General features: G+C 30.7%; 13 protein-coding genes. 4 read left to right on the forward strand and 9 right to left on the reverse strand.

From position 1 onward, the window contains the following. The 3 genes from WNY60_RS09705 to WNY60_RS09715 form a co-directional block, all read left to right on the forward strand. On the forward strand, window positions 1–884 hold an 884-nt coding region (locus tag WNY60_RS09705), incomplete at its 5' end, for a gliding motility-associated C-terminal domain-containing protein (protein ID WP_342862243.1). 9 nt (window positions 885–893) lie between these two features. After that, entirely contained in the window at window positions 894–1,841 is a 948-nt protein-coding gene (locus WNY60_RS09710; RefSeq protein ID WP_145001555.1) for a type IX secretion system membrane protein PorP/SprF, read from the forward strand. 7 nt (window positions 1,842–1,848) lie between these two features. Beyond that, window positions 1,849–3,789: an OmpA family protein gene (locus tag WNY60_RS09715; RefSeq protein WP_339808926.1), complete on the forward strand. Its 1,941-nt coding sequence runs from the start codon at window positions 1,849–1,851 to the stop codon at window positions 3,787–3,789. A gap of 464 nt (window positions 3,790–4,253) precedes the next feature. Here WNY60_RS09715 and WNY60_RS09720 read toward each other — a convergent pair whose 3' ends face one another. The 8 genes from WNY60_RS09720 to rpsA all read right to left on the reverse strand — a co-directional run bounded on the left by WNY60_RS09720 (window position 4,254) and on the right by rpsA (window position 11,581). Then, the gene (locus WNY60_RS09720) at window positions 4,254–4,745 is read right to left on the reverse strand and encodes a CAP domain-containing protein (RefSeq protein WP_292948877.1); all 492 of its coding nucleotides are present in this window, start codon (window positions 4,743–4,745) and stop codon (window positions 4,254–4,256) included. Between the two features lie 160 nt (window positions 4,746–4,905). Beyond that, the gene (gene pdxH, locus WNY60_RS09725; RefSeq protein WP_339808923.1) at window positions 4,906–5,553 is read right to left on the reverse strand and encodes a pyridoxamine 5'-phosphate oxidase; all 648 of its coding nucleotides are present in this window, start codon (window positions 5,551–5,553) and stop codon (window positions 4,906–4,908) included. Window positions 5,554–5,693: 140 nt separating this feature from the next. Beyond that, entirely contained in the window at window positions 5,694–6,599 is a 906-nt protein-coding gene (locus WNY60_RS09730; protein ID WP_145001551.1) for a ribonuclease Z, read from the reverse strand. A 57-nt stretch (window positions 6,600–6,656) separates the two neighbouring features. Continuing rightward, the gene (locus WNY60_RS09735; protein WP_145001550.1) at window positions 6,657–6,989 is read right to left on the reverse strand and encodes a ribonuclease Z; all 333 of its coding nucleotides are present in this window, start codon (window positions 6,987–6,989) and stop codon (window positions 6,657–6,659) included. A 2-nt stretch (window positions 6,990–6,991) separates the two neighbouring features. Beyond that, on the reverse strand, window positions 6,992–7,921 hold the full coding sequence (locus WNY60_RS09740; RefSeq protein ID WP_292948887.1) for an aspartate carbamoyltransferase catalytic subunit: 930 nt from the start codon (window positions 7,919–7,921) through the stop codon (window positions 6,992–6,994). 4 nt (window positions 7,922–7,925) lie between these two features. Continuing rightward, a complete protein-coding gene (gene pyrR, locus WNY60_RS09745) occupies window positions 7,926–8,465 on the reverse strand; it encodes a bifunctional pyr operon transcriptional regulator/uracil phosphoribosyltransferase PyrR (protein WP_292948890.1) in 540 nt (179 codons plus the stop codon). 129 nt (window positions 8,466–8,594) lie between these two features. Further along, on the reverse strand, window positions 8,595–9,347 hold the full coding sequence (locus WNY60_RS09750) for a T9SS type A sorting domain-containing protein (protein ID WP_342862244.1): 753 nt from the start codon (window positions 9,345–9,347) through the stop codon (window positions 8,595–8,597). Between the two features lie 401 nt (window positions 9,348–9,748). Then, window positions 9,749–11,581, reverse strand: coding sequence for a 30S ribosomal protein S1 (rpsA, locus tag WNY60_RS09755; protein ID WP_145001546.1), 1,833 nt, complete (start codon window positions 11,579–11,581; stop codon window positions 9,749–9,751). Between the two features lie 384 nt (window positions 11,582–11,965). On the opposite strand from rpsA, the gene WNY60_RS09760 reads away from it, so the two are divergent. Beyond that, complete coding sequence (locus WNY60_RS09760) at window positions 11,966–12,346, forward strand: LysM peptidoglycan-binding domain-containing protein (protein ID WP_145001545.1); 381 nt, start codon at window positions 11,966–11,968, stop codon at window positions 12,344–12,346. 81 nt (window positions 12,347–12,427) lie between these two features. Here the strand turns inward: WNY60_RS09760 and cmk are convergent, their stop codons facing one another. Then, window positions 12,428–13,123: a (d)CMP kinase gene (gene cmk / locus WNY60_RS09765; RefSeq protein WP_145001544.1), complete on the reverse strand. Its 696-nt coding sequence runs from the start codon at window positions 13,121–13,123 to the stop codon at window positions 12,428–12,430. Window positions 13,124–13,142: the final 19 nt, after the last annotated feature.

The following is a 13,142-nucleotide window of genomic DNA, read 5'->3' on the forward strand; positions in this document are numbered from 1 at the left end:
CTATTACTGTTACTTATACTGTAGCTGATGATTGTGGTAACACTTCTCAGTTAACTGCTACACTTACTCTAGAAGACTCAACTGGTCCAGCATTATTAAGTACATTAGATTTACCAAGTAGTGTAATATGTTCTAATGTACCAGAGGTACCACAATTAGACTTTGAAGACACTTGTTCTTTAAACCCAGTCACAGTTGAATTTAACGAAACAACTACATTTACTGGTGAAGAAGAGATTTATGATATCATTTGGACATGGACTGCTACCGATGATTGTGGAAATGAAAATGTGATTACTCATACAATTAATGTGATAACAGAAAACTTTACAACACCTTTAGAAGGTGAAAAATGTATCGAAGATGGTTTAATTGATTTATATGATTATTTACCAGAAGTTTCGGATAACACTATAGAATGGGTTGCAGTTACTGAAGGTGTTACAATAATAGATGGTATTTTTGACCCATTAGAAGTTGAGCTTGGTGATTATGTATTCACTTACACTACTTTAAATAACGGTTGTTTAAATACTTTCGAATTAACAATAACTATTCATGATGATTGTACCGTTTTACCATGTGGTGAAGATGATTTAAAAATTTCTAAAGCTGTAACACCAAATGGTGATGCTTATAACGAATTTTTCACTGTAGGTGGTGTTGAAGAATGTGGATTTATTATCGACATAAAAATCTTTAACCGATTTGGAGATATTGTTTACGAATCTAGAGATTACCAAAACAATTGGAATGGTCAAAGCCCAAGCGGTTCAGTAGGATCTGCAGGAAGGTTACCAAACGGAACATATTATTACGTAATAGATATAAAAGATAGTGGTATTAAACCATTAGCTGGTCCTCTTTATTTAGGAACTAAATAACGATTATAAATGAAAAAAATAAATATATTCAGTATTGCTCTAGTGTTTATATGTAGTTCAGCACAACTATTAGCACAACAGTTGCCCCAATTTTCGCAATACATGTTTAATACTATTTCAATAAATCCAGCATATGCTGGAAGTAGAGAAACGATTAGTGTGGTAGGTCTACATAGAAGTCAATGGGTTGGATTAGCTGGTGCTCCAACAACATCAACGGTTTCTATACATGCGCCATTAAAAAATGAAAAAATAGGTTTAGGACTATCTATTATTAATGACGAATTAGGTTACGAAAATTTTGTTTATGCCTATGGTGATTTTTCTTACACTATTGAGCTTTCTGAAAAAACAAAATTGGCATTTGGTTTAAAAGCTGGATTTACTCATTATAACCTAGACCAAGAAGGTTTTCTAGATGATCCAACAGTAGCGATAGACCCTTTCTTTAGTAATTTTACAAATAGATGGAACCCAAATGTTGGTGTTGGTGCTTATTTACATCAAAACAAATGGTACGTTGGTTTATCTGCTCCAAGAATATTGAATACAGATTATAACGAAAGTGCTTTAGATCCAGAAGTAGACTACATCGCTTTAGAGCGTGTTGGGTATTATTTAACTGCTGGTTATGTATTTGAATTAAATGAATCTACTAAACTTAAACCATCTGCATTAGTTAAATTAACTAATGGTGCTCCTGTATCATTTGACCTAAGTGCACATTTACTATTTGACGAAAAGTTTTGGATTGGTGGAAGTTATAGATATAATAGAGATACATCAACTATTGGTGCGTTGGCAGATTTTCAGGTATCACCTCAAATGAGAATTGGTTATGCCTATGAGCATTATATAACAGATCTAAGACCGTACACTGGAGGAACGCATGAAATATTATTAATGTTTGAAGTCTTTAAACCTACAAAACGTGTTAAATCACCAAGATATTTTTAAAATGAAAATGAAAATAACCGCATATCTTATTTTATTTTTATTTGTACAACAAGCTGTTGCACAAACTAAAGTTGCAGATAACTTTTTTAGAGATTTTTCTTATGAAAAAGCTGCAGAGCTGTATAAGGAAGCAATCAAAAAAGAAGATAGTACAGAACATATATTGAAAAGAATTGGTGACTGCTATTTCAATATTAGTAAGCTTGAAAAAGCAGAATTTTGGTATAATAAAGCCATAAACAAATATCCTTCTATCGATACTGAATACATATATAAATATGTACAAACTTTAAGAAGTCAAAAAAAATACGAATTAGCAAACGACTATTTAAGAACGTTTAATAATAAAAACAAAAAGGATAATCGTATTAAAAATATTGACAACTTTAATATTGAAAACTACAATCAATTAACTAATACAGAGAAGGTATATGTCGAACTTGAAAACCTTCCTATTAATACCAGATATTCAGATTTTGGAGGTTATGAGTTTAAAGATAAGTTATACTACTACTCTACTTGGGTTAAAGATTCTATCACAGATGAAAATGAATTATACGATTGGAATAACGAACCTTTCTTAAATATTTTTGAAGCTGATATAAAAATTGAAAATGCTATTAAATCTTTTAACGATTCAAAAAAACTAAACGCTACGGTAAATACAAAAGATGACCATGAAGGGTTAGTAACTATTACTAACGATGGTAAAACTATGTACTTTACTAGAAACAATGTAAATAAAAAAGAAAAAAGAAAGTACTCTAAAGAAGGGACTTCTTTTTTAAAAATATACAAAGCAACATTATCTGGAAGTACCTGGACTAATGTAACCGAATTACCTTTTAATAAAGATTCGTATTCATGTGGTGCTCCTGCGCTGAGTCCGGATAACAAAACACTATATTTTGTGTCTGATATGGATGGTGGATTTGGACAAACTGATTTGTATAAAGTAGCAATTAAAAATGATGGTAGCTATGGTACACCTGTTAATTTAGGTCCTGAAATAAATACTGAAGGGAATGAAAAGTTTCCATTTGTAGCCAAGGATTCTACACTGTATTTTTCTAGTGATGCAAACTTAAACCTTGGTTTACTTGATATTTTTGAAAGTAACTTATTAAAAATTAAAAAAAATGATACCACTCAAGTTTACATTAAAAACTTAGGTGCACCATTTAATAGTCCATACGATGACTTCTGTTTTTTTATTGACAATGAAACTCAAACAGGTTACTTGTCTTCTAATCGAGAAGGTGGTCAAGGTGGAGATGATATTTATGCTTTTGGTAAATACCAATGTAATCAAACTGTTTCTGGAATTGCTTATGACGATTTAACTAAAGAACCTTTAGATAAAGTTAGAGTTGTGATATTGGATGCTAATGGTAAAGTCCTAGATACTTATTTTACAGAAAACGATGGTAAGTATGAATTTAAAGAAGTAGATTGTGATAAAACATTTACTGTTATGGCAGAACGTGTTGTGTATAGACCTGATACCAAAGAATTTACTACAACTCCAGTTAACGGAGAAAATACTGAAATTGATTTATATTTAAAACCATTAATTATCGATAATGAAATTGTAATCAATCCTATTTACTTTGATTATGATAAGTCATTTATAAGATCTGATGCTGCATACGAATTAGAAAATATTGTTGCAGTAATGAGAGAGCATCCAAGGATGATTATTAAAATAGAGTCTCATACAGACAGTCGTGGTCGTGATGCTTATAACCTTAAGCTATCAGATAGACGTGCTAAATCAACAAGAGATTACTTGTACTCTAGAGGTATTGAAAACGATCGTATACAAAGTGCTATTGGTTATGGAGAGTCACAAATACTTAACAAATGTACCAACGGAGTTAAATGCTCTGATGAAGAACATGAGTTTAATAGACGATCTAAGTTTATAATTACCAATCAGTATAAATAAAAAAAAAGCCTTTCTAAATTAGAAAGGCTTTTTTTTATGTTACTAATTATTACTTCTAAATGAAAATACGTGGTTATCACCTTTTAGTAACGTCAAGTAAATTTTAATATATATCACACTCTTTAATTATTAATTTAATAAAGTTAAGTATTAAAAGTCTTGTAGTAAACAGTTTATGATTATAAACCTAAACATAAAATTTCAGTAAAAAGTTACACTCACATTTTAATTAATAAAATTAATCTTGAAAACAAACAAAGCTATGATAGTTAAAACCCATGCTATTGCGTAGAACTTTTAAGCCTATTATTAAAAGTATTATTGAGCTAAGTACATTAACTTTATAAAAGCGATGACATAGAAGATTATTGTAATAAACTAACTAAATTAAAAATTACTAATCACTATATATAAAAAAAGCCTTTCTAATTTAGAAAGGCCTTTTTATATATGTTTACTAGTTTTTATTTCTTTACAAAAATATTTGTAAAGTACCATTTGTTGTTTTCATCTAACTCTGCAGATATATCAAAATCTGTAAAATCACCTTCAATAGTCCTTTTATGACCATCACTATTCAACCAAGCGTTTACTACTGAACTTGCACTTGAAAAACCATAAGCAACGTTTTCTGAAACTTTTAAAGCGTTTGCATTATTTACTAAATAGTTTTTTCTGCTATAAAAATTATCGTGGTTTACTTCATTAATATTAACCATATAATCAGTATGAGAAAATGCTTGACCCTTAATAATATTAAGATTGTCTAAAGTATTTAAACCAAGACTAATCCTGTGTTGATTAATTAATTCTAAAATTTCAATTTCAATAGGTTTAGCATCAGGAATAACTAAAACGCTAGAGTCTTCAAAAGTTTCATCCATTGTATCTGTAGAACAGGATGTTAAAGAAATTGCAATGCAAAAAACAATAAGTAGGCTAGTAATTCTTCTCATTTTTTAAGGAGTTAAGGTTATCTGGGACTCCAAAAATATAACAGCTTAGTCTATTAAACTGTTAAAGAAATGTTAAAATCGATAAAAAACATGCTTTTTAACGAAGTACTATGCGTTTTGTCGATGAAATACACAATTTACATGTATTTCGGCGATTATTTTATGGACATAAACGATTTTTTACCCAGTTGAAATCCAAATCTAAGGTGTAAACTACGCGATCATGCAATCTATTAGGTCTACCTTGCCAAAACTCCATTGACACAGGCTTAACTATATAACCTCCCCAATATTCAGGTCGTTGTATGTCTTTATTTTGATATTCTTCCTCTAATCTTTTTAAATCATCCTCTAACACTTGCCTACTAGCCACTACACTACTTTGTTTAGATACTATTGCTCCTAATTGACTACCTCTTGGTCGTGACTCAAAATAACCATCGCTTAAATTTGCAGCAATTTTTTCTGTTTGTCCTTTAATTATAATTTGACGTTCAGCTCCATGCCAAAAAAATGAAAGACAAACATTAGGGTTATGTTGGATAGCTTTACCTTTTTCACTCTCATAGTTTGTATAAAATATAAAACCTTCATAAGTGAATTTTTTAAGTAACACTACTCTACTTTTAGGAAAACCATCTGTACCAATGGTAGATATAGTCATGGCATTAGTTTCATCTTGTGGAAAAAAATTATCGACTTCATTAAACCAAGATCTAAAAAGCTCAATCGGATTTTCCGGAGTATCTTCTAATAATAGTGCTCCTTTTTCGTAAGATTTTCTATAATTACTTAAGTCTTTTTCCATAACTGAATTTTTACTGTAAATTTAAGAGATTAAATTATTTTTTTTAGCCTGTAAAGACATCAACTTATTTTTTAATATGTCAAAACATTTAAAAATTAAGTACAAGTTTAGATGGTTAAAACAAAGTAGTAAAGCCAATTTTAAAAGTCAAAAACTTTACCATCATCTCCTAACATGACATTATCAAAGATGGTTTGAGCTTCTATTTTAAATTGATTTAAGTCCTCGTACCTGGTCGAGTAATGTCCTAGTATTAATTGACCAACATTAGCTTGTTTAGCGATACTAGCTGCTTGTTTTGCTGTGCTGTGCTTAGTAGGTTTAGCTAACTTTAAATGTTGATCTAAAAAAGTGGACTCGTGGTATAACACATCCACCTTATCAATTATAGGTATAATTGCTTCGTTGTAGGCTGTATCACTACAAAATGCGTAACTTTTAGCTTTATTTGGTGGTAGTGTAACGGTATCGTTTTTAATTAAATGTCCATCTTCGTTAACAACATCAAAGCCTTGCTTTAACTTTCTGTAATAGGCAACATCAATATTATTATTTAATACTGCATTCATATCTAATTTACGATCTCCTACTTTTTCTTTAAAAAGAAATCCATTAGTATAAACACGATGATCTAACGGAATTGTATGAACTTCGACCTTATCATCTTCAAAAATTAACTCAGACGACTTGCTATTTAATTCATGAAAATAAAGATTGTAATTAGTCCATGAGTTGGCTAATTTCATTTGAAGTGTAATAACTTCCTTTAAGCCTTTTGGTGCGTGTATGTGCAAGTCTGCTTCGCGTCCTAAAAGTCTAAAGGTTGAAATTAATCCAATCAAACCAAAAAAATGATCGCCATGTAAATGCGAAATAAAAATATGCTTAATCCTATTAAATTTAATCTTATGCCTACGTAACTGCACTTGTGTACCTTCTCCGCAATCTATCATAAAAAGATGATTGTTTATTTCTAAAACTTGAGCGGTTGGATTGGTAAAAGTACGTGGTGTTGCACTATAGCAACCTAAGATATTTAATTTCATTATGTTTAATTATTGATTGGTAGTTTATTACTTTTAGTAAAGTGAAAAACACACGTATTAGAACCCTAAATCGCGTTCCATATCTTCCATTTCAATAATATCTTTAGCTTCTTGCAATGTAGGAACAATGACAATTTCTTCTGGAGTTTTGTCAGTATTGATTCCTTCGTTTACGATTACAAAAGAATGTTTTGCAGCGCGATGTTGATTGGATAATCTTAAAAACTCGATAATTTCTTCTAAAGAAATTGGTTTGATAGTATTTAAATTAATAATTAAATTATTGTTTTTAAATTTTGGATAAAGGGTTTCTATTTTTTTTACTAATTCAATAACCGAAGCATTTTCTTGGGTTATAATAGTTAAATTTTCATTTTGATCTATAATCATAACTATTGTTTTATTTTGGATGCTAAAAGGTATATTACTGCCATTCTAACAGCAACTCCGTTTTGCACTTGATCTAAAATTATGGCTTGTTTTGAGTCTGCGACGTCGCTGGTAATCTCCACTCCTCGATTTATTGGTCCAGGATGCATAATAGTTATCTCTTTATCTAAGCTATCCAATAATGCTTTGTTGACACCAAATTGCTGTGTATACTCTCTAGTAGATGGAAAATAACTAATATCCATTCTTTCATTTTGCACACGTAACATATTGGCTACATCACACCAATTAAGAGCTTTGCGTAAATCTGTCTCTACTTTTACACCTAATTTATCAATATGCTTTGGTAGTAATGTTTTAGGACCACACACCATTACATTGGCACCTTGCAGTTTTAAAGCGTAAATATTAGATAATGCCACACGACTGTGTAATATGTCACCAACTATAACGACGTTTTTACCTTTTACACTACCCAATCGCTCTCTAATAGAATAACTATCTAATAAGGCTTGTGTAGGATGCTCATGCGCTCCATCTCCTGCATTTATGATACTTGCATTAACGTGTTTAGATAAAAAAACGCCTGCTCCTGGATTAGGATGACGCATAACTACCATATCCACTTTCATGGATAATATGTTGTTTACAGTATCTATTAATGTTTCTCCTTTTTTGACTGAAGATTGCGAGGCTGAAAAATTTATCACATCTGCAGATAAACGTTTTTCTGCTAACTCAAAAGACAATTTAGTTCTTGTAGAATTTTCAAAAAATAAATTGGCTATTGTAATATCACGAAGCGAAGGTACTTTTTTAATCGGACGATTAATCACTTCTTTAAAGTGGTCTGCTGTTTTAAAAATAAGCTCAATATCTTGTTTGTTAAGATATTTAATTCCTAATAAGTGATTGACACTTAATTCGCTCATAACTTTAATTATTTATTAGATATACTGTGTCTTCTCCTTCATTTTCAACCCAATTAACTTTGACTTTTTCATTATTAATGGCATCTACCTGTCTACCTCTGTAATCTGGTTGTATTGGTAAGTGTCTGCTAAAACGTCTATCAATAAGAGTTAGCAATTCAATCTCTTTAGGTCTACCAAACGATTGTATTGCTGTTAAAGCTGATCTAATACTACGACCTGTGTATAATACATCATCAATAAACACAATTTTTTTATCTTCTACTTGTACATTAATTTCTGTGGTACTTGCTTCCAAAGGTTTATCACTTCTTCTAAAATCATCTCTATAAAATGTAATATCCAAATGACCTAATTGCAGATTTTTGATTTTATATTCTTCTTTTAATAAAGAAGCTATCCTATTTGCAAGATATTTACCTCTAGGCTGAATACCTATTAATACAGTATTAGAAAAATCGTTATGTTTTTCAATGAGTTGGCAAGCCAATCTATGTAAGATGATGTTGACTTCTGTTGCATTAAGTAGCACTTTTTGACTCATAGTGTTCCAAACGGGTTTGGTAAACAAATGTAAAGTAAATTATGATAACAAGAAAGTTGTTTTTTGTTTTAGCATAAAAAAGGAGTCTTATTTCTAAAACTCCTTTTATAAATTTAAAATATATAGCCTCTAACTTTTTATAAATTTGTGGTGATATTTTGAAGTATTATCCTCCAACAGTAAAACATATACTCCTGTATTTAATTTAGAAATATCTATTGTATCTAGTTGATCTAGACTATTAACTGTTTTTACCTGCTTACCATCTAAACTGTATATTTGATAAGATTCAAAATGTTTATCTGTTACTATCTGTAAATGGTTTGGTTTATTAATAATTTTATACTCTTTAACCTCTTCTGTAGCTATACTTAAAGTAGCATCATATTCGCTATACATCGTTACTGTGGTTGTAGATAATAAACTTGATAATAAAGGTGCTAAAAGACCTTGAGGTGTGTTGACCCTTAGGTAATACACATCGTTTGGATCAAAATTATCAATTACAAAAGTAAAACTTCCGTTAGCAAGTATTAAAACATTGTAATTGCTACAAACTACTTCTTGTAAATTAGACGTATCTCCTCCTGGAGCTAATAGTATTTGGTAATCAAATTGAGATAAAACACTTAACCCCAAACTAAACATACCTATAGTTAACTTATTAGCACCTGAATTAATGGGATGCTTATAAAAAACGTCCTCATTAAAAGGTCCAGAACAACTATAAGGTACTGATGATGCTGTTGCTGAAGTAAAGTTAATAAGATTAACGCTTAGATTTGAACCGTTCACAGGAATGGCTTCAGCCACAGTATTTCCTGTTTGCGCATGTGCAGTAATAAATCCTACTACTAACACTAATAGTAATAATTTTTTCATAATAAAAAGATTTAAATTAATATTAAGCTAACAATCAGTTTAGGGAAACTAAAAACACTTAAAAAATAAATCAATGTATTGCAATACGAAAAATTTGATTCAACATTAAATTAAATATATTATGCTGTTTATCAAAATGTTATCGATGAAATGACCGTAATTTTAACAACTATAGCCATAATATGATAATTTCTGACATAATATTCTTACAATATAAATTGCTGATTTTAAATGAAAAAGGAAATTATATTACTCAACTTATATATAATAGATGCAACTAGTTAATAAGGCTATAACTAATTAAAACCTCGTAATTAGCAGTATAAATTGCTAGGGATTGATACAATAAAAAAAGCCTCTCATTTCTGAGAGGCTTTTAAATTTATAATAAAAAGAGGAAATTATTTTTTCCCGTCCATTTTATCTTTTAATGCTTGTAAAGCTTCGTTTGCATCACCTAAAGTTGGTTTAGACTCGGCAGCTTGATCAGCAGCTTTCTTAACAGCAGCTTTTACGTTAGCCATTTCTTCAGCTTTAAAGATAGCAGTATGAGATGCTACAACACGTTTGAATTCTTTATTAAATTCAATGATTTTAAATTCAGCAGTATCACCTTTTTTCAACATCTTACCGTCTTCTTTTTCAAGGTGACGAGATGGTACAAAAGCAACGATATCTTCGTTAAATTCAATTGTAGCTCCTTTATCTACAACATCAGCAATTTCTGCAGTATGAGTTGTATCTAAAGCAAATTCAGTTTCATATTTATCCCAAGGATTCTCAGTTGTTTGTTTATGACCTAAAGATAATTTACGTCCTTCAACATCTAACTCTAATACTACTACATCTAATTTGTCTCCTACGTTACAGAACTCAGATGGGTGTTTGATTTTCTTAGTCCAAGATAAGTCAGAGATGTAAATTAATCCATCAATACCTTCTTCTAATTCAACAAAAACTCCAAAGTTAGTAAAGTTACGTACAATACCTGTGTGCTTAGAACCTACTGGGTATTTAGTTGTAATGTCAGTCCAAGGATCTGCAGATAATTGCTTGATACCTAATGACATTTTACGATCTTCTCTATCTAAAGTTAAGATAACCGCATCAATTTCGTCTCCAACTTTTACAAAGTCGTTAGCAGAACGTAAGTGAGTAGACCATGACATTTCTGACACGTGTACTAAACCTTCAACACCTTCTGCAACTTCGATAAATGCACCATAATCAGCGATTACAACAACTTTACCTTTAACTTTATCACCTACAGCAACATTTTCTCCTAAAGCATCCCATGGGTGTTTAGATAATTGCTTAAGACCTAATTGGATTCTAGACTTATCTTCATCAAAGTCTAAGATTACAACATTTAATTTTTGATCTAACTCAACAATCTCATTTGGATGGTTGATACGAGACCAAGATAAATCTGTAATGTGAACTAAACCATCAACACCACCAAGATCAATAAACACACCATAAGAAGTAATGTTTTTAACAACACCTTCTAATACTTGTCCTTTTTCTAGTTGACCAATGATTTCTTTCTTCTGCTCTTCAATATCAGCTTCAATTAAAGCTTTATGAGACACTACTACGTTTTTAAATTCGTGGTTGATTTTAACAACTTTAAATTCCATAGTTTTGTTTACGTACTGATCGTAATCTCTAATTGGCTTAACGTCAATTTGAGATCCTGGTAAGAATGCTTCGATACCAAAAACATCTACAATCATACCACCTTTAGTACGACATTTAACAAAACCGTTAACGATTTCTCCAGTTTCGTTAGCTTTGATTACTCTGTCCCAAGCCTTAATTACACGAGCTTTTCTGTGAGATAATACTAATTGTCCTGTTGCGTCTTCACGTACATCAATTAATACTTCTACTTTGTCTCCTACTTTTAAGTCTGGATTGTATCTAAATTCGTTTAAAGAAATAACTCCTTCAGACTTAGCGTTGATGTCAATAATAGCATCACGATCTGTCATGTGTACTACTGTTCCTTCAACAACCTCATCATCTAAAGTATCTACGAAATTTTCTGATACTAATTTTTCAAATTCTTTTAATTGAGAATCTTCAACCTCATCAATACCTTCTTGGTAGTTGTGCCAGTTAAATTCTGCTAAGAATTTTTCAGGGTTTGCTTGTGCTTCAGATACTACTGGAGCATTTTTTGTGTCTGCTACTTGAGCTTCTACTTCCGCTTGTTTTGCTTTTTCAGCCATTTAAAAAATTTTAATAGTGTACGTTTCGCTTTCGCTGAAATATAAATACACTATGTTTTGTATTCTGTTATGTTTAGAAGATTTAGGCGCTAACACACAGAAGTGTTATAAATAAAATTGTTTGATTCCTTTTCATCTTTCTTGAGTGCGCTAAAAAGGTGTGCAAAAATACTACTTTTTGACAATATTGCCAAATACTATTATAAAAATAATAATTAGCTGACTATCAGTACTCTATAAATTATAATTTTTTATCAAAAATTTCACTTTATCGGATATTTAATACACTTTAACTAAGAATATTTGAAATACTATTTTCCTTAAGAAATGTCTTAATATAATTACTATCTTTAAGAAAGAATAACATTTAAAAACAAATTAATTATGGCTGTAAAAGCAAAATATCAAAGTGTACTTGATTTAGGAGAAAAATTAAACATCGCTAACGGAAACGTTACTGAGGAGAATGGTGTATTAAAAGTTAAAGGAACTGCTGCTACACAATATGAAAAAAATCTAATGTGGGACGCTATTAAAGCTGCTGGTGGAGATAGTCCTACTGACATTTTAGCAAATATTGAAGTTGCTGACGAGTCTGTTTACGCAAGACACACTGTAAAAGGTGGTGATACCTTAGGAAAAATTGCTAAACATTATTATGGTAATGCAGGAAAGTATACTGCTATTTTTGAAGCTAACAAGGATATATTAAATAATCCTGATGTAATCCACCCAGATCAAGAGTTAAAAATTCCAAATTTGTAGGAGTTTAATAGCAAACTATGTAAGCGAATTGTTTCAGCGAAAGCTAACAATTCGCTTTTTTTATGATTAAAATTTAAGATTCTATTTTAGCTTATCTAGTGTTTGCGTAACTAAATTTAATATCGTGTCAAATTGCTCTGTTAACGATAGATCAGAGTTGTCAATTTCTATAGCATCATCTGCTTTAACTAAAGGTGAATCCTCTCTATTAGAGTCTATATAATCACGCTCTTGCACATTACGTAACACGTCGTTATATTGTACATCGTCTCCTCTATTAATTAGCTCGTTATAACGTCTTGTTGCACGTTTGTCCGCAGATGCTGTCATAAATAATTTTAACTCTGCATACGGAAACACAACTGTACCAATATCGCGACCATCCATAACAACACCTTTATCCTTACCCATTTTTTGTTGCTGCTTCACTAACTGATATCTTACTTCTGGAATAGTAGATACTTGACTAACAAAACTGGAGACTTCTAATGTTCTAATTTCGCGCTCGATATTTACACCATTTAAATATACCTCTGCAAAACCTAATTCTGAATTAAACTTAAAACTTATAGTTACTTTATCCAAATTAGAAACTAGACTTAAGACGTCAAAATGATTTTTATCAATCCATCCATTTTGCATGGTAAATAAAGTTACTGCTCTATACATAGCTCCTGTATCTACATACACATATCCTAAATGTTTGGCCAATTGCTTAGCTACTGTACTTTTACCAGTTGATGAAAAACCGTCTATTGCTATGGTGATTTTTTGCACTTATTTTTATTTTTAGAAT

Source organism: Olleya sp. AS48, from assembly GCF_038900355.1.
Classification (GTDB): domain Bacteria; phylum Bacteroidota; class Bacteroidia; order Flavobacteriales; family Flavobacteriaceae; genus Olleya.